Annotated in this window: 15 protein-coding genes; 5 read left to right on the top strand and 10 right to left on the bottom strand. The window is 70.4% G+C overall.

The window, feature by feature from the left end:
- The first annotated feature begins 54 nt into the window (after window positions 1-54).
- Window positions 55-1,164, top strand: coding sequence for an acyltransferase family protein (locus SBI80_RS22110; protein ID WP_318977037.1), 1,110 nt, complete (start codon window positions 55-57; stop codon window positions 1,162-1,164).
- Here SBI80_RS22110 and SBI80_RS22115 read toward each other — a convergent pair.
- From SBI80_RS22115 to SBI80_RS22135, 5 genes are read right to left on the bottom strand one after another with little or no spacing between them, the layout of a single operon-like run.
- Window positions 1,161-2,639: an AMP-binding protein gene (locus tag SBI80_RS22115; protein ID WP_318976967.1), complete on the bottom strand. Its 1,479-nt coding sequence runs from the start codon at window positions 2,637-2,639 to the stop codon at window positions 1,161-1,163. The two genes, SBI80_RS22110 and SBI80_RS22115, sit on opposite strands and share 4 nt — an antisense overlap.
- Window position 2,640: 1 nt before the next feature.
- Entirely contained in the window at window positions 2,641-3,618 is a 978-nt protein-coding gene (locus SBI80_RS22120) for a phosphotriesterase family protein (protein ID WP_318976968.1), read from the bottom strand.
- Complete coding sequence (locus SBI80_RS22125) at window positions 3,619-7,803, bottom strand: alpha-(1->3)-arabinofuranosyltransferase domain-containing protein (RefSeq protein WP_318976969.1); 4,185 nt, start codon at window positions 7,801-7,803, stop codon at window positions 3,619-3,621.
- A gap of 19 nt (window positions 7,804-7,822) precedes the next feature.
- Window positions 7,823-7,996: a DUF2613 domain-containing protein gene (locus SBI80_RS22130; protein ID WP_140698126.1), complete on the bottom strand. Its 174-nt coding sequence runs from the start codon at window positions 7,994-7,996 to the stop codon at window positions 7,823-7,825.
- 36 nt (window positions 7,997-8,032) lie between these two features.
- Window positions 8,033-9,496 carry a protein kinase domain-containing protein gene (locus SBI80_RS22135; protein WP_318976972.1) on the bottom strand — a complete coding sequence of 488 codons (1,464 nt, stop codon included), beginning with the start codon at window positions 9,494-9,496 and terminating at the stop codon, window positions 8,033-8,035.
- A 42-nt stretch (window positions 9,497-9,538) separates the two neighbouring features.
- Here SBI80_RS22135 and SBI80_RS22140 point away from each other — a divergent pair, with 42 nt between their 5' ends.
- Both SBI80_RS22140 and SBI80_RS22145 read left to right on the top strand, forming a co-directional pair.
- Window positions 9,539-10,735, top strand: a complete 1,197-nt coding sequence (locus SBI80_RS22140) for a glycoside hydrolase family 3 N-terminal domain-containing protein (protein ID WP_318976973.1) — start codon at window positions 9,539-9,541, stop codon at window positions 10,733-10,735.
- Window positions 10,736-10,763: 28 nt separating this feature from the next.
- Window positions 10,764-11,384 (top strand): TetR/AcrR family transcriptional regulator, encoded by a 621-nt coding sequence (locus tag SBI80_RS22145; protein ID WP_318976974.1) that lies wholly within the window; start codon window positions 10,764-10,766, stop codon window positions 11,382-11,384.
- On the opposite strand, the gene SBI80_RS22150 is transcribed toward SBI80_RS22145, so the two are convergent.
- Both SBI80_RS22150 and SBI80_RS22155 read right to left on the bottom strand, forming a co-directional pair.
- Complete coding sequence (locus SBI80_RS22150; RefSeq protein WP_318977038.1) at window positions 11,381-12,196, bottom strand: MaoC/PaaZ C-terminal domain-containing protein; 816 nt, start codon at window positions 12,194-12,196, stop codon at window positions 11,381-11,383. The two genes, SBI80_RS22145 and SBI80_RS22150, sit on opposite strands and share 4 nt — an antisense overlap.
- A gap of 31 nt (window positions 12,197-12,227) precedes the next feature.
- Entirely contained in the window at window positions 12,228-13,592 is a 1,365-nt protein-coding gene (locus SBI80_RS22155; RefSeq protein WP_318976975.1) for a 3-oxoacyl-ACP reductase, read from the bottom strand.
- Between the two features lie 206 nt (window positions 13,593-13,798).
- Here SBI80_RS22155 and SBI80_RS22160 point away from each other — a divergent pair, with 206 nt between their 5' ends.
- Window positions 13,799-15,085 carry an acetyl-CoA C-acetyltransferase gene (locus tag SBI80_RS22160; RefSeq protein WP_318977039.1) on the top strand — a complete coding sequence of 429 codons (1,287 nt, stop codon included), beginning with the start codon at window positions 13,799-13,801 and terminating at the stop codon, window positions 15,083-15,085.
- Window positions 15,086-15,190: 105 nt separating this feature from the next.
- Here SBI80_RS22160 and SBI80_RS22165 read toward each other — a convergent pair whose 3' ends face one another.
- Entirely contained in the window at window positions 15,191-16,306 is a 1,116-nt protein-coding gene (locus tag SBI80_RS22165; protein ID WP_318976976.1) for a TDT family transporter, read from the bottom strand.
- A gap of 42 nt (window positions 16,307-16,348) precedes the next feature.
- Here SBI80_RS22165 and SBI80_RS22170 point away from each other — a divergent pair, with 42 nt between their 5' ends.
- Complete coding sequence (locus SBI80_RS22170) at window positions 16,349-17,275, top strand: TIGR03564 family F420-dependent LLM class oxidoreductase (RefSeq protein WP_318976978.1); 927 nt, start codon at window positions 16,349-16,351, stop codon at window positions 17,273-17,275.
- On the opposite strand, the gene SBI80_RS22175 is transcribed toward SBI80_RS22170, so the two are convergent.
- Both SBI80_RS22175 and SBI80_RS22180 read right to left on the bottom strand, forming a co-directional pair.
- Window positions 17,276-18,718, bottom strand: coding sequence for an alpha/beta hydrolase (locus tag SBI80_RS22175; protein ID WP_318976979.1), 1,443 nt, complete (start codon window positions 18,716-18,718; stop codon window positions 17,276-17,278).
- Between the two features lie 118 nt (window positions 18,719-18,836).
- Window positions 18,837-20,672, bottom strand: a complete 1,836-nt coding sequence (locus SBI80_RS22180) for an acyl-CoA dehydrogenase (protein WP_318976980.1) — start codon at window positions 20,670-20,672, stop codon at window positions 18,837-18,839.
- Window positions 20,673-20,885 lie beyond the last annotated feature (213 nt).

Below are 20,885 nucleotides of genomic sequence, written 5' to 3' on the forward strand. Positions count from 1 at the left end.
ACGACCGAGGGCGAGGTATCGGGAACGCGCGGCTTCCTGCCCGCCGTCGAGGGCATGCGCGCTTGCGCGGCAATCGGCGTGGTCATCACCCACGTCGCCTTCCAGACCGGCCACACCACCTGGAGCACGGGGCGGCTGCTCGGGCGCTTCGACCTGGCTGTCGCGGTGTTCTTCGCGCTGTCGGGATTCCTGCTGTGGCGCGGTCACGCCGCCGCCGCGCGGGGGCTGCGGCGCGTCCCGCCCACCGGGCACTACCTGCGGTCGCGGCTGGTCCGCATCATGCCCGGTTACCTGGTGGCCGTGGTGCTGATCCTGGTGTTCTTCCCCGAGACCAACGCCGATGCGACGGTGTGGCTGGCCAACCTGACCCTCACCCAGATCTACGTGCCGCTGACGCTGACCAACGGGCTGACCCAGATGTGGAGCCTGTCGGTGGAGGTCAGCTTCTACCTGGCCCTGCCGCTGCTTGCGTGGCTGGCGCGGCGGCTGCCGGTGCGGGCCCGCATCCCGGCCATCCTGCTCGTCGCCGCCGCGAGCTTTGCCTGGGGACTGATCCCGTTCCAGGTTCCGTTCGGCGTCAACCCGCTGACCTGGCCGCCCGCCTTCTTCTCTTGGTTCGCCGCTGGCATGGTGATCGCCGAGCTGACCGTCACCCCGGTGGGGTGGGCACACCGGCTGGCGCGGCGCCGGATCCTGATGGCGGGCATCGCGCTGGGCGCCTTCGGGCTGGCGGCCTCGCCGCTGGCCGGCCCCGCCGGGCTGGCGCCGGGTTCGCTCGGCCAGTTCCTCATCAAGGTGTCGATGGGCACGGTGGTCGCCGGCGCCCTGCTCGCGCCGCTGGTACTCGACGCCCCCGGCACCCCGCACCGCATCCTGGGCAGCCCCACGATGGTGACGCTGGGCCGCTGGTCCTACGGCTTGTTCGTCTGGCACCTGGCCGCGCTGGCGATGGTCTTCCCGGTGATCGGGGAGTTCCCGTTCAACGGGCACATGCCGGTGGTGTTGGCGCTGACGCTGCTGTTCGGGTTCGCGATCGCTGCGGTGAGCTACGCGCTGGTCGAGTCGCCGTGCCGGAATGCGTTGCGGCGCTGGGAGCTTCGTAGCTCGCCGACGCCATTGGACAGCTCGGTCACCGACACCCCCGAGCCTGCCGCCGCGCGCTAGCTCGTGTGCGCGGCCCGCCGCGCAATGACCTCGTCGCGGACCGCCGAGCGTCGCGCCTTGCCTGCGTCGTCGCGCAACGGCCGGTCCACGAACTCGACGGTGCGCGGCACCTTGTAGCCCGCCAGGCGGTCGGCCAGGAACGCCACGACGGCCCGCTCGTCCAGCTCGGCCGAGGTCTGCACCAGGACGTGCGGCACCTGGCCCAGGTCCTCGTCGGGCACTCCCACGGCCAAGCAGGACGACACGTCCGGATGCTCGGCGAGGGCCGACTCGATCTCGGCGGGATAGACGTTGCGGCCACCGACGGTGAACATGTCGACCCGGCGATCGGACAGGAAGAAGAAGCGTTCGGAGCCGTGGTCCTCGTAGTAGCCGAGATCGCCAAGGGAGTCCCAGCCGTCCCGGCTCTTGGCGGTGGTGCCGACGTAGCGGTAGGTGGGCGCGCTGCCGGGGGAGGGGCGCAGGTAGATCTCGCCGACCACCCCGGGCGGGCACTCGCGGCCGTCGTCGTCGAGGACCTTCATCTCACCGGCCACCACGACGCCCACCGTGCCGGGATGCGCCAGCCACTGGGTGCCCGAGACGAAGGTCAGGGCCTGAAGTTCGGTGCCGCCGTACAGCTCCCACACCACCTCGGGGCCAAGGACCTCGATCCAGGCCTGCTTGATCACCGGCGGGCACGGGGCGGCGAGATGCCAGAACCGCCGCACCGACGACAGGTCGTAGGCCTGCGGATCGGCGCGGTAGACCGGCAGCAGCCGCTGCATCACCGTCGGCACCGTGGCCAGGAAAGTGACGCGGTGCTCGGTGATCAGCCGCAGGAACGCGTGCGGGTCGAACCGGGGCATGACCACCAGGTGGTGTCCCATCAGCAGGCCCGCCGCGGCCGTGGTGAAACCCGTGTTGTGGCTCAACGGCACCGATAGCAGGTTGACGTCGCCGTCCTGCATGCCCAGCGGGTAGCCGATCGCGGGCGGAATCCGGCTGTCCCCGCCCGCCTCGATCAGCTTGGGCCGGCCCGTACTGCCCCCCGAGGTCATCGACTTCCACACCGGCGAAACCGCTTCTGGCACGGGCGCATCCGACAGTGCCGGGTCGGGCGCGAAGCCCACCGGCACGTGGGGAACGAGGCCTCGAGGGTCGGGGCGGCCGACGATCAGCGCGCGCGGCACCAGGTCGAGGATGCCGGCCAGTTCCGCGTCGGGCAGCCGCGCCGACAGCGGTTGCGGGACGGCACCGAGCTTCCAGCAGGCGAGCACGGCCTGCACCCATTCGATCGAGTTCGGCATGGCGATCGAGACGTATGCTCCGGTGCTGACGCCGAGTTCGGCGTAGGCGCGGGCCAGCCGGTTGGTCGAGGCGTCCAGCTCGGCGCGGGTCAGCGTGCGGCCGGCACACGTCACCGCTGACGCGTCGGGGTCGGCGGCGGCCAGCGCGGACACCTGGGTGCCGATGGGGTCGACCCCGGTCACCACGTCAGTACCCGCCCTGGCGGGAGAAGATGCGGCGCGGGTTGTCGACCAGCATGGTGGTGAGCTGCTCGTCGGTGACGCCACGCTGCTTCAGCGCGGGGATGACGTCGTCGTGGATGTGCAGGTAGTGCCAGTTCGGCAGGGCCACCGACACGGTCTCCTCGGGCAGCGCGTCGAAATAGCAAGCGGCGTCGTGGGATAGCACCATCTTGTCGGCGTGCCCGCGTTCGCACATCGTCGCGACGGTGGCCACCCGGTCCTCGGTGGAGAGGAAGGCGTCCACCCCGAAGCGATCCATCCCGAGGTAGGAACCCTCCGCGATGAGCTCCTCGAGGTAGGCGATGTCGGTGGTGTCACCGCTGTGCCCGATGACGACGCGGCTCGGGTCCACGCCCTCCTCGGCGAAGATCCGCTGCTGCTCCAGCCCGCGCCTGGTGGCGGCGTGCGTGTGCGTCGAGATCGGCACACCGGTCTGCCGGTGCGCCTGTGCGACGGCGCGCAGAACCCGCTCGACGCCGGGGGTGACGCCCGGTTCGTCGGTGGCGCACTTGAGGATTGCGGCCTTCACCCCGGTGTCGGCGATGCCGTGCTCGATGTCGCGGACGAACATCTCGACCATCGGCTCCGGACCGCCCAGCATCGCTCCCGGCCCACGGTAGTGGAAGTGCATCGGCAGGTCGTTGTACGTGTAGAGGCCGGTGGCCACGACGATGTTCAACCCGGTCTGCTCGGCGATGCGGGCGATGCGGGGCACGTAGCGGCCCAGCCCGACCACGGTGAGGTCGACGATCGTGTCGACGCCGCGCGCCTTCAGTTCGTCGAGCCGCCCGATCGCGTCGGCCTCGCGCTTGGCGCCGTCACCCCAGCTCTCGGGATAGTTCTGGATGATCTCGGTGGTCATGATGAACACGTGCTCGTGCATCAGGGTGACGCCGAGGTCGGCTACGTCGATGGCCCCGGCGGCGGTGTTGAGGATCGGCACTCACCCGATGTTAGGGACGATCTCCTCCGCCGATCGCGAAATCGGCACCAGCGTCGACGCCAGTGCCGCCACGCTCAGCAGCGCCAGCAGCTGCACACCCCATTCGTGGCCGACGTACCCGTCCACCGAGCGCCACGGGTACTGGCTCAGCACCCCGCCGGCCACCGTCAGGCCGCCGGCGCTCAGCCCGAGCGTGAGCCGGTCGGCGATCCGTGGCCGCGCCCGCAGCAGGTACCGCACCCCGATCGCCGCGCCGACGACGAGGCCACCCACGACTCCCGAGATCAGCCATCCCATGGCCACCAGCGCGACGGTCGTCGTACCCGGCCCCGGCCGCCAGGGTTCGGCGGCGACGGCCGGCTCCGGCCTGCGCCGGCTCGGCACGAACGCGAGCAGTAGCAGCACGGGAAGCAGGGCAAGGCCGCCGAACAACCCCACCCGGTAGATCGTGTTCAGGCCGAAGTCGAGCGTGACGGTGCCCGACGTCCCGGCGGGTAGGAGCCAGCCCTGCTGCCACCCGTTCACGGTGACGGCCTTCAGAACGGTGCCGTCCGCGGTACGGGCCGACCAGCCGCGGTTGATGCTCTCGGGCACCACCAGCACCCGGGGCGTGTCCGAGCTGGGGACGTCGACCTGGCGGTGATCGGCGCGCCACTGCGCGACCTTCGCGGGAAGTATTGGGGCCGTTGGCATCTTGGCCGCCAACGGGCCGGCCAGCTGGACGCCGTCGGCAACGAAGGCGGGCCCGGGGCTGAGCACCAATTCCTGCTCGCCGGCGGGCAGCGTGATGGTTGGGGCCCGGCACGGCCTTGCCGCAACGGGCTCACCATCGACCAGTGCGCCGACCGTGGTGACCACCGAGGTCTGGACGAACTGTCCCGCGACGCCGATGATCGGGCCCTTGCCGCACGGCAGCGTGATGGCCCTGGAGCGATTGCGCGCGGCGTCCGGAACCGCGATCGGAGCGCCCCCCGCGTCCAGCGCGGTGACCTCGGCCAGGCCCGGTGGCTTGACCTGGTCGAAACCCAATGCGGTGCGGTCGATGACGTCGCGCCAGTCCAGGATCGACACGGTGACCGTGTCGGTGACCCTGGGGTGCAGTGAGACGGTCTGCACACCGTCGGGAGCCAGGCGGCGCACCTGCGGCCCGTCGCCGAGGTCGATCGCCACCATCGTCGGGTGCGCGGGCAGCTCGGATGCGCTCGGCGCCAACCGAAGTCCGCTGACCTCGGTCGGCCGTGGCAACTTCAGGGTGAGGCTGGGCGCGGTGCGGTGCTGGACGACGTTCTGCGGCGCCGTCCACGACGTGCGGGGATCCCCGTCGCTCGCGGCGTACGCCGACCCGAGGACGTCGATCAGGTCGGCATCGCCAAGGCCGCGGGCGGTGCCCGGCTCGGCGATCAGGTCGGCGAGGTTGGGGCCCTGGCGCGCTCGCACCCATACCGTCGGGGTGACCGTCGTCGTCTCCGGGATCGTCAGCATCCGGCTCAGGTTGACCGGCTCCTCGGGCGACAGTGCCATGGTTGCGGCGCACCGGACGCCGTCCGGGCCCGGCGCGCACCCCGGGCGGCCCAGCAGTTCCTGGCCCAGATCCCACTGTGCGACGGTCGAACCCGGTGGCGGCGCGGGGACGTCGACGGTGTGCCGCAGACTGACCGGCTGGGCGAATCCCGACGCGTCGTACTGGGTGACCGTGAAGTCGGTGATGCCGAACTGGACACCGGCGGAGCCGTCGTCGGTGGCCACGGCGGTGAACCGCACCCACGGCGTCTCGCCGACCGGCAGCGCCGCCGACAGTGCCTTGCCGGACTGGTCGAACCGCAGCGTTCTGCTGCCGGTGGCGGTGGACACCTCGATGCGCCGCACCTGCGCGCCGACGGCGGTGGCACTCGGGGTGATCGTGATCGCGGCGTTCGCGATCGGGTGGTCGAAGTCGACCTGAAGCCATTGACCAACCGCCGATTGCAGCGAGTTGGATACCCAGCTGGTCGCCGGATCGCCGTCGATGGCGGCCGCCGGGCCCGATGCAGGGGACACGTTGGGCAGTGCCGTGGAGTCCGACGCCGCGCTGGACACCGTCACCCGGCCACCAGGCCACTGGCCGTAGACCAGATCGGCATTGCCCGCCGGATAGTCCATCACGCGGTTGAACGTGTTGCGGGAGTCGCCCGGCGCCCGGATGGCCGACGAGTGGTCGTCGACGCGGCCGTAGTCCGTTTCCCTTGCCACGGGGCTGTCGGTGACGGTGACTACGGGTGTGGGCAGACCCGCCGCTTGGGCGTCACCGGTCAGCAGCATTGGGCCCAGCGGCGGCTGGCCGAGCAGCCGGCGCCGTTCGTCGATCCGCAGCAGCGCCTCCGGGCCGCCGTCGACGCGGGCCATCGCGTCGACGTCGGTCAGATACGGCTGCAGCGGTGCCGCGCCGTCGACCCGGTAGATCTCCACCGCGGGATAGTGCGGCCGCAACCCGCTGTCGGTGATGAAGCCCGACAGCGTGCCGGGACCCACCGGATCGCCGAACTGCGCCACCCTGCTCAGCCCCGGCGAACCGTCGACGACGCGGTGCACCAGCAGCGGGCGTGCCGAGCGTGAGGTCTGCGGATCGAGGTCGTTGCGCACCACCAGGTACGAAATGCCTTGTCGGGCAAGGGTGTCGGCCAGCCCGGCGGACGGCCGTCCCGCGGCGAACAACCGCTGAACCGAATCCAGCGCGCGGATGGTCTCCGGCGGCGTCAGCGGAATCGAGTCGCGCACCCCCCACGGGCTGGAGCCGAGCACCTGCAGCGGTTCGTCGTGGCTGGTACCCCACACCTGCGTCGCGAACGGAGCTCCCGGCACCACCAGCACCCGGCCCGCCGGCTGATCGTGGACATCCAGCCAGTCCGCGGCGTCGTGCCAGTACCCGGGGATCGCCGTGAACGTCCCCGGCGGCGTCAACCGTCCAGTCCAGGCCAGCGAGGTGGCCACCGTCAGCGCGACCAGCACCACGGCTCCGACGGCGACGCGCTTGTCGCGTTCGGGATGTGCGGCCGCGTCCAGCCAGACCCGCCGCGGTGCACTGCCCGGCAACGGAATCCGGCCAAGCAGGTGCGCGATGCCGAGGACCAGGGGCAGGCGCAGCAGCGGTTCGAGCTTGTGCACGTTGCGCAGCGGGGTGCCGTCGGCGTCCAGGAACGTCTGCACGTTGTGCGCCAGCGGTGACCCGAGACCGCCGGAGTAGCCCACCGCCAGCAGCGTCAGACCGACGAGCAGCATCGAGATCAACCGACCGCGGGCGGGCATCGACCGCAGCGCCAGCCCGGCCAGCCCCGCCGCGGCGACCAGCGTCGTTCCCGCCACGGCGACCGAACCCGTGACCAGTGACGCGCCCGCGGTGGCATCGGGCGCCACGAACGGTGTCCAGCTGTAGGTGCCGCGCAGCACCTCGGTCAGCGACAGCCACTGCGTCGTCACCCCGGAGGACTCGATGAAGTCCAGGAACGGCGGACTGACCCGGCCCAGCACGAACAGTGCGACGACCCACCACGTCACGGCCAGCGCGCTGCACAGGGCCCACCACCCGGTGAACCGCCACCAGAGCCTGTTCGGGCGGTGCGCCGCCCACCAGATCAGCGCGGCCAGGCAGGCCATCAGCGTCGCGACGGCATTGACCGCGCCCATCAGCGCGACGGCCAGCGCCGACCTGGCGGCAAGGACGCGCACCGAGCCTCCCCGCAACGCCAGGATCACCGGCAGCAGCACCCACGGCGCCAGCATCATCGGCAACGTCTCCGAGGAGATCGCCCCCAGCGTGGTCAGCGCGCGTGGCGACAGGGTGAACGCGACCGCGGCGAGCACCCGGGAGGAGGGGCTGCCGACGTCGAGTGCCTCGGCGAGCCGGAGCACTCCCCAGAAGCCGACCGTCAGCAGCAGCGCCCACCACAGCCGTTGGGTCACCCAGCCTGGCAACCCCAGCTCGTCACCGGCGAGGAAGAACAGGCCGTGCGGGAAGAGGTAGCCGTAGGCCTGGTTCTGCGTCTGCCCGAACGGCAGGTCGCTGTTCCAGAGGTTGGCCGCCCTGGCAAGGAAGCGCAGCGGGTTGGCCGTCAGATCCAGCTTGGTGTCGGGGGAGACCCGGCCCGGGGACTGGGCGAACGTCAATGCCAGCGAAATGGCACCGACCAGCCACAACCAGCGGCGGGACAAGGGTTCTACGACCGCAGGGTTAGGTACGGTCGCCGTACTCGACACGGTTGAGCACGGACGAGCCCGGGTCGCCCGCCTGCAGCGGGGGTTTGGTGTCCTGCTGGACCATGAGGGTCACCCCGAAGATGGCGGCCGCGCCGAGCAACAGTCCAACGACGATGCTGGCCGCAGCGGGCAAGACGAACCGATCCACCCGGCCAAGGTAGCACCACTTCGCCAGCGGACGACTTCAGTACAGGACTACGACGGCGTTGCGGCCGCCGCGGCACGTGATCCACGGGTCGGCACCCTCGGCCTCGCAGGTGACGACGAAGTCGGTGCCCGCGCACGCCGCTCCCTCGCCGCACGGGATGGCGCCCGCGGCGACGACGGTGCGCGGCTCGCGGCTGGGATCGGCGGCATCCCAGTAGGCCTTGAGCACGCTGCCGACGAAGGAACACGTCGCCTCGGGGCTGGCCCGCACGCCCTGGCTGGCCCAGCCGGCCTGCCCGGTGATCTGGAAACCGCCCTCACAGTTCTCGCCGGTGGGGTCGGCGCCCCTGATGGTGGCCGGCCGGGGTCGCCCGCCAACGCCGGTGACGGTGGCCGGGGCGGCCGCGGTCGGCGCCGCAGTCGGGGACGGGGTCTGCACCGCGCTCGAACCGTCGTCCCCGCTGCCCGCCCAGACGACCGCCAGCACGACGATCAGCGCGAGCAGGACGCCGATCCCGGCGAACGCCCAGATCCGGCCCGCACCCGGCTCGGACTCCGGCTCCACGTCGGGCGCCAGGTCCGGCTCGACGTCCGGCACCGGCATCGCCGACATCGTCGGTGCGAACTCCGGGTCGAATGCCGGTTCCTCGGCCGACCAGGCCGGGACGAAGACCGCGGGCAGGCCCGAGCCCGTGCTCGGGCTGGCCAGGTGTTCGGTGGGGGCCTGGGCCGATGGGTCGACGACGGGCTGGGCCTGCGTCGCGGCGGTCGCGGCGTCGCGCAGCGCGGCCGCGAGGTCCAGGCACGCGCCGAACCGCTGGCGCGGGTCTGGAGCCAGCGCGCGGAGCAGCGCGGGGTCGAATGCGGCCAGATCCTGGCGGGTGGCTCCGAGCGGCGCGACCGGCGACGGCGGCGAGGTGAGCGTCGGCGGGGTCCCACTCAGCAGGTGGTACGCCGCGACCGCGAGGCCGTATTGGTCGGCGAGGGCACCGGCGGCAGGGTCGTCGTCAGGGGCACGGGCCACGCCGAAGTCCGTCAACAGCACGCGCCGACGGCGGTCCCCGGACAGCAGGATGGCCGCGGCGCCGACGTGGCCGTGGCTGCAGTGCCGCGCGTGCGCGTAGTCCAGCGCGTCGGCGATCGCGGTGACGATGTCGAGCACCTGGTCGGCCGGAAGACCGGTGTCGTAGCGGTCCCGGACCAGCGCCGCGGCGTCCGTGCCGTCGACGAAGTCCATCGACACCCACGGCAGGCCCTGGTACTCGCCGTGCTCGTGCACCCCGACGATGTGCGGGTGCCACAGCGTCGCGGCCAGGTCGGCGCGCCGGTGGAACCGCGCGCGGAGGCCCTCGTCGGCCGACGCCGAGGCGGGCAGTACCCGCAGCGCGTCCTGGCGCAGCGTGCGCGGATGAGCGGTCAGATAGACCTCGCCCGTGGCCCCGGCGGCCAGCCGTCGGACCACGGTGTAACCCGCGAAGACGTCCCCCGAGCGCAGCGGCATGGACCGGAGGGTACCCAGCTTTCGCACGCTACGATTCGCCATATGCCGCTGGCCAGCCAACGACGCACCGTCGTGTCGATCGTGCTCGCGGTGGTCGCCATCGCGGCCGTGGCGGTCGCCAGCGTGTACTTCATCGAGAACCGCAACGCCGCCCAGTCGTCGGCCCCGAGCCCGACCGCCGCCAGCCCCACCGCGCTGCCGCCGGCGCCCCCACCCGCCTGCGGGGAAGGCGACGCCCTGCTGGCCGCCATGTCCACGCGCGACAAGCTCGCCCAGCTGCTGATGGTCGGCGTCACCGGGGCGGACGACGCGCGCACGGTCGTCGCCACCCAGCACGTCGGGGGCATCTTCCTCGGCAGCTGGACCGACATGTCGATGCTCACCGACGGCAGCCTCACCGAGATCGCGGCGTCCGCGGACCCGCTGCCGCTGGCGGTCAGCGTCGACGAGGAGGGCGGCCGGGTGCAGCGGCTGGCCAAGCTCATCGGGGACCAGCCGTCGCCGCGGGTGCTGGCGCGGACCCACACCCCCGCCGAGGTCCACGACATCGCGAAGACCCGCGGGGAGGCGATGCGCAAACTCGGCATCACCGTGGACTTCGCACCCGTCGTCGACGTCACCACCGAGGCCGACGACGAGGTGATCGGCGACCGCTCGTTCGGATCGGACCCGGCCACCGTCGTCGAATACGCCGGGGCCTACGCCCAAGGCCTGCGCGACGCAGGCCTGCTGCCGGTGCTCAAGCACTTCCCAGGGCACGGTCACGGCAGCGGTGACTCCCACCTCGGCGACGTGACGACGCCCCCGCTGGAGCAGCTGAAGGCCAGCGACCTGATCCCGTACCGCACGCTGACCACCGAGGCGCCCGTCGCCGTGATGGTCGGCCACCTCGAGGTGCCCGGCCTGACCGCCGACGAGCCGACCAGCCTCACCCCAGCGGCCTACGACCTGCTGCGCTCGGGTGACTACGGCGGCCCGCCGTTCGACGGGCCGGTGTTCACCGACGACCTGTCCAGCATGAAGGCCATCTCCGATCACTTCGGCGTTCCCGACGCCGCACTGCGCGCCCTGCAGTCGGGGGCCGACGTGGCGCTGTGGGTGACCACCGACGAGGTGCCGGCCGTGCTCGACCGGCTGACCGCTGCCGTCGACTCCGGCGAGCTGGACGCCGCCAAGGTCGACCGGTCGGTGCTGCGGGTGGCGGGTTTCAAGGGCAAGAGCCCGCGCTGCGGCGGCTGAAACCGCTGCGATTGCCTACTCTGATCTGATGGCCGGTGGAACGAAGCGGTTGCCGCGCGCGGTGCGCGAGCAGCAGATGCTCGATGCCGCCGTGCAGATGTTCTCGGTGAACGGCTATCACGAGACGTCGATGGACGCGATCGCCGCGCAGGCGCAGATCTCCAAGCCGATGCTCTACCTGTACTACGGCTCCAAGGAGGAGCTGTTCGGGGCGTGTCTGGACCGCGAGCTGGGCCGCTTCGTCGACTCGGTGCGCGCCGACATCGACTTCACCCAGCCGGCGCGGGATCTGCTGCGCAACGCGGTGGTGGCGTTCCTGTCCTACATCGACACCAACCGGGCGTCGTGGATGGTGCTCTACACCCAGGCCACCAGCTCGCAGGCCTTCGCCCACACCGTGCGCGAGGGCCGCGACCGCATCGTCGACCTCGTCGGCAGGCTCCTGCAGTCGGGCACGCGAAACCCCGAGCCGGGCACCGACTTCGACATGATGGCCGTCGCCCTGGTGGGTGCCGGCGAGGCGGTGGCCGCGCGGGTCAGCACTGGCGACGCCGACGTGCACGAGGCAGCCGAGCTGATGATCAACCTGTTCTGGCGCGGCCTGAAGGGCAGGCCCTCCGACGTCCCCTCGCGAGCCGACGTCAACTAGCGAGCGGTCACCGTCGCGGTCAGGTGCGGATATCCCTTGGACAGGTTGCGCAGCGTCAGTTCCCAGCCGCCTGCGATGCGTTCGGTGTACGAGCCGACGCGGGCGGGCAGCACGATCGGCTTGCCGAAGCGCACCGAGTAGTCGACGGCATCGGGCAACTGGCCCTCGATGTTGGCCAATGCCGCTGCGGCGCTGAACATTCCGTGCGCGATCGAGCTGGGGAAGCCGAACAGCTTGGCACCGATCGAGCTGGTGTGGATGGGGTTGTGGTCCCCGCTCACCGATGCGTAGTGCCGGATCTGGCCCGCCGTGATGTGTAGCACCGCGTTCGGCGGCGGCAGCTTCGGCTGCTTCTTCGGCTCGGGCTTCGGGCCGCCGGACAGGCTGGTGCGCTGCTGGTGCAGGAACGTCGCCACCTGATGCCACGCCACGTCGTTGCCGACCCGCACGTCGGTCACGAAGTCGGCCAGCAGCCCCTTGCGGTGCTCCCTGAGGTTCTCCGCGTGCACCTTCACGCCGACGGTGTCGGTGACCGAGATCGGGCGGTATTGCGTGATCTGGTTCTCGACGTGTACCGATCCCATTGCGGCGAACGGAAAGTCGAAACCGCTGAGCAGTGACATCACCGACGGGAAGGTCAGCGCGAACGGATAGGTCAGGGGGACGGCATCGCCGAATCGCAGGCCGGTCACCGCCGCGTACTGAGCGACGTTGGCCGGGTCGATCTTCAGGCCGTCGATCGAGACGGTGCGTGCGGGCAGGGTGTCGCCGCGGGAGACGAAGGGCAGCGCACCGGCCGCGGCCAGTGCCATGTTGCGGAGCCCGCTGGGTTGCGTCACCTGCTCACGCCCCCAACATGGCCTGGCCGCACACCCGGATGGTGTTGCCGGTCACGGCATTGCTCGCCGGACTGGCGAAGTACGCGATGGCCTCGGCGACGTCGACGGGCTGGCCGCCCTGAAAGAGGGAGTTGAGCCGGCGACCCACCTCGCGGGTGGCCAGCGGAATGGCTTCGGTCATCTTGGTCTCGATGAACCCCGGTGCGACGGCGTTGATCGTGATGCCCTTCTCCCCGAAGACCGGGGCCAGGGCCTGCGTCATGCCGATCATGCCGGCCTTGGTGGCGGCGTAGTTGGTCTGCCCCCGGTTGCCCGCGATGCCGGCCATCGAGGAAAGGCCGATGATGCGCCCACCGTCGCCGATGGTGCCGTTGTCCACCAGGCCCTGCGCAAGCCGTTGCGGGGCAAGCAGATTCACTGCGATGACGGAGTCCCAGCGGTTCTCGTCCATGTTGGCCAGCAGTTTGTCGCGGGTGATGCCCGCGTTGTTGACCAGCACGTCGGCCTTGCCCCCGTTGACGTCCGCGTAGTGCTCGCGCAGGTGCTCGGTGATGCGGTCGACCGCATCAGCGGCGGTGACGTCCAGTGCCAGGGCGGTGCCGCCGACCTTCGTCGCCGTCTCGGCAAGTGCCTCGGCTGCCCCCTCGACGTCGATCGCGACGACCTTGGCGCCGTCGCGGGCGAACACCTTGGCGATCTCGGCACCGATGCCGCGAGCGGCTCCGGTCACCAGGGCGACCTTGCCGTCGAGCGGCTTGTCCCAGTCGGCGGGCGGCACGGAGTCCTGCGCGTCGACGTAGAACACCTGCGCGTCGACGTAGGCGGACTTGGCCGACAGCAGGAAGCGCACCGTCGACTCCAGGCCGGTGACCCCGGGCTTGGCGTCGGGTGACAGGTAGACCAGCCCGATGGTGGCGCCGCGCTGCAACTCCTTGCCCAGCGAGCGGGTGAAGCCCTCCAGTGCGCGCTGCGAGATACGCTCGTCGACGCTGCTGGTCTGGTCCGGGGTGGTTCCGACGACGACGATGCGACCCGAGGAGCCGAGGTTGCGCAGCAGCGGGGTGAAGAAGTCGCGCAGCTGCTTGAGGTCCTCGGGCGTGGTGATGCCGGTGGCGTCGAACAGCAGGCCGCCGAACGAGTCGGCCCAGCGGCCGCCGAGGTTGTCACCGACCAGGTCGTAGTCCTCGGCCAGCGCGGTGCGCAGCGGGTCGGCGACGCGGCCCGCACCGCCGATGAGCAGGGGGCCCGCCAGGGCCGGTTCCCCAGCCCGGTAGCGCCGCAGGGTCTCGGGCTGCGGTACGCCGAGTTGCTTGGCCAGGAAGGACCCCGGACCGGAGTTGACCACTTGCGAGAACAGGTCGGAAGCCACTGCGCTGCCTTTCCAGGAGAAACGGGTATCGAACAGACTGGGGAGTACCCAGCGCTGTCGTATCGATCACGAACTTACTCCAGAGTAAGAACGCTGGGTAGTATGACCCTCGACACCTGAACCGCAATGACGCAACGGAGATGAACGTGGCCGACACTCAGCCTTCCAGCAAGAACCCGGAGCCTTCCAGCAAGACCCCGGACAAGGTGCAGCGCCGGGTAGCCATCCTCGGCGGCAACAGGATCCCCTTCGCACGGTCGGACGGCGCCTACGCCAACGCGTCCAACCAGGACATGTTCACGGCGGCGCTCGGCGGCCTGATCGACCGGTTCCACCTCGAAGGCGAGCGGCTTGGCGCCGTCGTCGGCGGCGCCGTGCTCAAGCACAGCCGCGACTTCAACCTGATGCGCGAGTGCGTGCTCGGCAGCGCGCTTTCGCCCTACACCCCGGCCTACGACCTGCAGCAGGCCTGCGGGACCGGGCTGCAGTCCACCATCGCGGTGGCCAACGGCATCGCGCTGGGCCAGTACGACTCGGGCATCGCCGGCGGCGTCGACACCACCTCCGACGCCCCGATCGCCCTGGGCAACGACCTGCGCCGGGTGCTGCTCAGCCTGCGCCGGGCCAAGTCCAACGTCGACCGCCTCAAGCTGGTCGGTTCGCTGCCCGCCGCCATCGGCATCGAGATTCCCACCAACGGCGAACCCCGCACCGGGATGTCGATGGGTGAGCACGCCGCCGTCACCGCCAAGCAGATGGGCGTCAAGCGCGTCGACCAGGATGCGCTCGCCGCGGCCAGCCACCAGAACATGGCCGCCGCCTACGATCGCGGCTTCTTCGACGACCTCGTCACACCCTTCCTTGGCCTCTACCGCGACAACAACCTGCGGGCCGATTCGACGGCGGAGAAGCTGGCCAAGCTCAAGCCGGTGTTCGGTGTCAAGAACGGCGACGCGACCATGACCGCGGGCAACTCGACGCCACTGACCGACGGCGCCTCGGTGGCACTGCTGGCCTCCGAGGAGTGGGCCGCCGAGCGCAGCCTTCCGGTGCTCGCGTACTTCGTCGATGGCGAGACCGCTGCGGTCGATTACGTCAACGGCCCGGATGGCCTGCTGATGGCGCCCACCTACGCGGTGCCGCGACTGCTGGCCCGCAACGGGCTGACCCTGCAGGACTTCGACTTCTACGAGATCCACGAGGCGTTCGCGTCCGTCGTGCTGGCCACGCTGGCGGCCTGGGAGTCCGACGAGTACTGCAAGGAGCGCCTCGGCCTGGATGCCGCGCTCGGCAGCATCGACCGGTCGAAGCTGAACGTCAACGGATCCTCGCTGGCCGCGGGTCACCCGTTCGCGGCGACCGGTGGCCGCATCGTCGCCCAGCTGGCCAAGCAGCTCGCCGAGAAGAAGAAGCAGACGGGTCAGCCGGTTCGCGGCCTGATCTCGATCTGTGCCGCAGGCGGCCAGGGCGTCACCGCGATCCTGGAGGCCTAGGGAAGGTCTTCGGCACGGCTGTAACGCTGCGGGAGCGGGCGCCGATGTACGTGATGGCTCCGTGTTGCCGTCTGACCCCCCGACCCGACGGCAACACGGGGCTCTCTACGTTGGCGGATCCTTGTGCGCCCTGACCGGGCCGGCGTTCGGCGCCGGTACGAACAGGCTGCCGCCCACGCTGCCGCGCGCGGTCCGCACGGCCACCAGCCCCCACGTGCACAGCAGGCCCGCATACGCGATGCCGGCGGCCACCCGGAACGCGGGCAGGCCGGTGTGCACCGCCAACTGCGTGGTGCCGGTGACGAACGTGCCGACGGGGAAGGTCAGGCTCCACCAGGTGAGCGCGAACGGCATGCCGCGGCGCAGCGTGCGCACGGTCAGCTCGGTGGCCAGCACGATCCACAGCACCGCGAAGCCCCACACCGGGACGCCGAACAGCACGGCGAAGACGTTCATCCCGCTGGCCAGCTCGGCGGGCACGGCGAGCGCGGCAGCCGTTCCGAGCAGCCCGGCCGCCGTGATGCCCTGCCCGAGCGGACCCAGCACGATCCACAGCGTCGGCACCCTGGCCGTGCCGGACGTGCCGTAGAGGGCGAGCCGGCTCCAGATCATGCTGATGATGATCAGCGCCGCCAGCAACGACAGACCGAACATCGCCCAGCAGCCGTAGAGCATGGTCGTACGGCCGGTGCCGGGTGCCATGTGGGGAATGAGCAGCGCACCGCTGGCCGCCGAGACCATTGGCGGCACCACCGGCATCAGCCAGCCGCCGAACGCCGCGTCGGGCTCGACGTCGAACTGGGTGAACATCAGGTACGGGATGCTCACCGCGGTGAAGAGGCCGCCGGCCGTGCCCGCCGTCCACAGCACCCAGTCCAGATCCACCGCCAGCCGTAGGCCGACGAGGTCGCGGCCCACCAGGATCGCTCCGGAACCCACGGTCAGCAGCGCCATCGGCGCGGCGCCGTAGAAGTGCGCCATCTGCGGGTTGCGGGAGTGCCCACGCGCCACGGTCGGGTGTCGGAACCACTGCGCGGTGACGGCGATCAGCAGCACCACCAGCAAGACGGCGGCGACCACCCACACCACGCGGGAGAACACGTGCAGGCCCGGTACCCGGATCGGCAGCGTCGCCCCGGCCGTCGCCACGATTCCGGTGCCCATCACCGACGCGAACCAGTTGGGGCCGAAGTTCTGCAGGCGCGCCGCCTCGGTGGTCATGGTTCGTCATTACACAGCACGCCCCCGTGCTTCGATGTAGCCATGCAGATGAGCATGTTCGGTCAACTCAGCGGCCCGGGTGTTGGCAATCCCGTCGACGCCACCGTGGCCAACCTCGCGCAGCTGCGCGAAGAGGGCTTCCGCCGGCTCTGGATGAGCCAGCTGCCCTACGAGCCGGACCTTCTCGAGATCCTGGCGGTGGCCCTGCACGAGGTCGGTGACATCGAAGTGGCCTCGGGCGTGGTGCCCATCCAGAACCAGCATCCGATGCAACTGGCCCAGCGCGCGCTGACCCTGAGCCTGATCTCCGGAGGTCGCTTCCTGCTCGGTCTTGGCATGACCCATGCCGCGGTCACCGAGGGCATGTGGGGCATTCCGTGGGACCGACCGGTTCGCCGGCTCAACGAGTTCCTCGACGGGCTGCTGCCTCTGCTGGCCGGTGAGTCCGCCAACGCGACGGGCGAGATCGTCAGCACGCAAGGCGCCCTGATGATCGCGGGGGCTCCGCGGCCCGACGTCTACGTCGCCGCGCTGGGCCCGCAGCTGCTGAGGATCGCGGGCCGCCGCACGTCGGGAACCTGCACCTGGATGACGGGACCCAAGACACTCGCCGGGCACGTGGTCCCGACGCTGCGCCAGGCCGCCGCCGACGCGGGCCGACCCGCGGATGCGGTCCGGGTAGTGGCGGCCCTGCCGATCAGCGTCACCGACGACGTCGATGGCGCGCGCAAGCGAGCTGCCGAGCAGTTCGCGGTGTACGGAACCCTGCCGTCGTACCGGGCGATGCTCGACCGCGAGGGGTACGCGGGCCCGGAGGACGCCGCGATCATCGGTGACGAGGTGACGGTGCGCGACCGGCTGTCCGAGCTGGGTGCGGCAGGCGTCGACGAGTACGTCGGTGCGACGTTCGACAACTCGTCGGAGGGACGGGCCCGCACCCGCGCCCTACTGCGTGAACTCGACGCCTGATCAGCGTCCCTGCGGGGCCGGCGGCGGTGCCGGCACCGGGGCCCCCGTCGGCAGCGGGATCGCGGGTACGCCAGGCGTGTGGATCGCCCCGGCCAGCCACGGCAGCGCGGCGGTGAACACGTTGGTCGCCAGAGGCCAGTCGTGCCGGCCGGTGGTGGGCACCACCGAGCACGTGATGCCGTTGGCCCTGCCCAGCCCGCACAGCGCGTTCGCGGCTTCGGTCTGGTCGCTCTGCATGCCGTTGGCGTCGCGGCCGCCGAGACCGACCGCGTCGGCACCGGGGTTCATTCCGGCCGGCCGCGGCTTGGGCTTGTCCGTCGAGATCGCGAACCACCCCGAAACGCCCTGATAGGGGCCGTGCTTGGCGATGACGGTGGTGGGGTCGAACCGGGCCCAGGCGGCGGCGTCGCCCCCGTAGAGCCGGGCGATGGTCTGGTCCTTGGTGCCGGCGTTGGGGCCCGTGTCGCCGGCGATGTCGACGAAACTGCTGAACAGCTCGGGATGCATGACGGCGAGGTCGACCGCGCACGTCCCGCCCATCGACCAGCCGACGACACCCCAGTCGGCGCCGGCGGTGCTGGTGCCGTAGGTGGCGTTCACGAAGGGCACCACGTCCTTGGTCAGATGGTCCGCCACGTTGCCGCGGACGCCGTCGACGCACTCGGTGTCGTTGTTGAAGGATCCGCCGGAGTCGACGAAGACCAGCACGGGCGCGTTGCCGCCATGTGCGTTGGCGAAGGTGTCGACGATGGCGGCGGCGTTGCCCGTACGCAGCCAGTCCGCGGGGGTGTTGAATTCACCGCCGATCATCATCACGACGGGCAGCTTGGGCGGCGGGTTGGAGGCAAACCACCGCGGCGGTAGGTAGACGAGCTCCTGGCGGTGCTTGAACCCGGACGCGGTGGAGGGGATGTCCACCGGGACGACGCTGCCGTGGTTCTGCACCGTGCCGGCCTTCTGCAGCGCCGCCACGGTCGCGGCGTCCGTCTCGTCCGGCAACGGCCCCGCGGTGAGCTGGTTCCACGCGATCTGAACGGTCGGGAAGTAGCCCACCCAGCTGTTGAGCGCCAGGCCCGTGCCGAGCAGGCACAGCGGGACGGCGGCCACCGCGGCGACCCGCCGCCACTTGATGCCGCGCCACCCGAGGATCAGGGCGCTGATCGCGAACCCGCTGATTCCGGTCCAGATCCAGAGTGAGTCGGGGGCGGGGTCGCCAGCCAACCCCTGCGAGTCGACGTACCAGTGGGCCCACGCCGCAACGGCCAGGCCCACCGCGACCGACACCGGCAGCCACACCAGGCGCCAGCGCCGGTTCCGCCAGCCGAGCGCCAGCGCCAGGACCACGATCGCGACGATCTGCAGGGTCAGCGGCAGCCAGCCGTGCAGAAGGGACAAGCCGTGGCGGTACTGCGCGGGCGCATCGTCGGCGGCCAAGTAGTTCACGTTTACATGGTGGCAATGAAACCTGAACGTCTGCCAAAGTCCGGGGTTCGGGTCTGCAAACGCAGGAGACCCCCGCCGTAGCGGGGGCCTCGAGCGTGAAGCGTCGTGCAGGTGGTCCCTAGAAGGCGGCTTCGTCCAGCTCCATCACGTCGTTGTCGATCGTGTCGATGACCAGACGCGTGCTGGTGAGCAGCGGCAGGAAGTTCTTCGAGAAGAACGACGCAACCGCGATCTTGCCCTCGTAGAAGGACTTGTCGGCACCGGTGGCACCGGCGTCCAGCGCGGCGATGGCCACTGCGGCCTGGCGCTGCAGCAACCAGCCGAGCACCAGGTCGCCGACGCTCATCAGGAAGCGCACGGAGCCAAGGCCCACCTTGTAGATGTTCTTGGAGTCCTCCTGCGCCGACATCAGGTAGCCGGTCAGCGTGGCGGCCATGCCCTGCACGTCGGCCAGCGCGGTGGCCAGCAGTTCGCGCTCGGCCTTGAGCCGGCCGTTGCCCGCCTCGTTCTTGACGAACTGCTCGATCTCATTGGCGACGTAGCCCAGCGCCACACCCTTGTCGCGGACGATCTTGCGGAAGAAGAAGTCCTGCGCCTGGATGGCGGTGGTGCCCTCGTACAGCGAGTCGATCTTGGCATCGCGGATGTACTGCTCGATCGGGTAGTCCTGCAGGAAGCCGGAGCCACCGAAGGTCTGCAGGCTCTCGGTGAGCTTGGCGTAGGCCTGCTCGGAGCCGACGCCCTTGACGACCGGCAGGAGCAGGTCGTTGACCTTCAGCGCCAGGTCGGCGTCGATGCCGTGCACGGCCTTGGCGACCTCGGCGTCCTGGAACGTCGCGGTGTAGAGGTACAGCGCGCGCAGGGCCTCGGCGTAGGCCTTCTGGGTCATCAGCGAACGACGCACGTCCGGGTGGTGCGTGATGGTCACCCGCGGCGCGGTCTTGTCGGTCATCTGGGTCAGGTCGGCACCCTGAACGCGGCTCTTGGCGTACTCGAGGGCGTTGAGGTAACCCGTCGACAGGGTGGCGATGGCCTTGGTGCCGACCATCATGCGGGCCTGCTCGATGACGTCGAACATCTGGGCAATGCCGTTGTGGACCTCGCCGACGAGCCAACCCTTGGCGGGCTTGTCGTGCTGGCCGAGCGAGAGCTCGCAGGTCGCGGAGACCTTCAGGCCCATCTTGTGCTCGAGGTTGGTGACGTAGACGCCGTTGCGCTCGCCCAGCTCACCGGTCTCGAAGTCGAAGAGGAACTTGGGCACGAAGAACAGCGAGAGGCCCTTGGTGCCGGGGCCTGCGCCCTCGGGGCGAGCCAGCACCAGGTGGAAGATGTTCTCGAAGAGGTCGCCCGAGTCACCGGAGGTGATGAAGCGCTTCACGCCCTCGATGTGCCAGGAGCCGTCGGGCTGCTGGACGGCCTTGGTGCGGCCCGCGCCGACGTCGGATCCGGCGTCGGGCTCGGTGAGCACCATGGTGGAGCCCCAGCCGCGATCGGCGGCGATCTTGGCCCACTTCTTCTGCTCTTCGGTGGCCTGGTCGTAGAAGATGTTGGCGAATCCAGCGCCGCCGCCGTACATCCAAACCGCGGGGTTGGCGCCGAGGACGTGCTCGTGCAGCGCCCAGGTCAGCACCTTGGGAGCGGGCACGCCGTCGAGTTCCTCGTCGAGGCCGACGCGGTCCCAGCCACCCTCGTGCATGGCCCGCACGGACTTCTTGAAGCCCTCGGGCAGGGTGACGGTGTAGGTCTCGGGATCGAAGGTGGGGGGATGGCGGTCCGAGTCGGCGAACGATTCGGCGATCGGTCCCTCGGCCAGCCGGGCCATCTCCTCGAGCATCTCGCGAGCGGTGTCGACGTCCAGGTCGCTGTACTTGCCCTCCCCGAGGACCTTGTCTACTCCCAAGACCTCGAACAGGTTGAACGCCTGGTCACGGACGTTGCTCTTGTAATGGCTCACGTGTCCTCCTCGATGAGAATGCCGTCTGCGGTTGGGTACTCGGGCTAAGTTACCCACCAGTAACTGCGGTTAACTATACCGGCTGGTAACTTGATCGCAAAGCAGTGTCGAGCAAATTTCTGCTGGCTAACCAACCCGGCGGTTGATCGGGCCGGTCGCCGAACGGCAAAACCCGCGCTGAGCTGCGCGTTTCCTGCGATGTGATGTCTGACA

This window comes from Mycolicibacterium sichuanense, assembly GCF_033741125.1.
In the GTDB taxonomy this organism is placed as follows: domain Bacteria; phylum Actinomycetota; class Actinomycetes; order Mycobacteriales; family Mycobacteriaceae; genus Mycobacterium.

What these genes read in the sequence shown, in the direction of transcription:
- SBI80_RS22110 (WP_318977037.1), top strand. Translation starts at nt 55, where the DNA reads ATGCGCGCTTGCGCGGCAATCGGCGTGGTCATCACCCACGTCGCCTTC.
- SBI80_RS22135 (WP_318976972.1), bottom strand. Translation starts at nt 9,496, where the DNA reads ATGCCGCTGCGCTCGGGGGACGTCTTCGCGGGTTACACCGTGGTCCGA.
- SBI80_RS22140 (WP_318976973.1), top strand. Translation starts at nt 9,539, where the DNA reads ATGCCGCTGGCCAGCCAACGACGCACCGTCGTGTCGATCGTGCTCGCG.
- SBI80_RS22145 (WP_318976974.1), top strand. Translation starts at nt 10,764, where the DNA reads ATGGCCGGTGGAACGAAGCGGTTGCCGCGCGCGGTGCGCGAGCAGCAG.
- SBI80_RS22150 (WP_318977038.1), bottom strand. Translation starts at nt 12,196, where the DNA reads ATGGCACTGGCCGCGGCCGGTGCGCTGCCCTTCGTCTCCCGCGGCGAC.
- SBI80_RS22165 (WP_318976976.1), bottom strand. Translation starts at nt 16,306, where the DNA reads ATGACCACCGAGGCGGCGCGCCTGCAGAACTTCGGCCCCAACTGGTTC.
- SBI80_RS22170 (WP_318976978.1), top strand. Translation starts at nt 16,349, where the DNA reads ATGCAGATGAGCATGTTCGGTCAACTCAGCGGCCCGGGTGTTGGCAAT.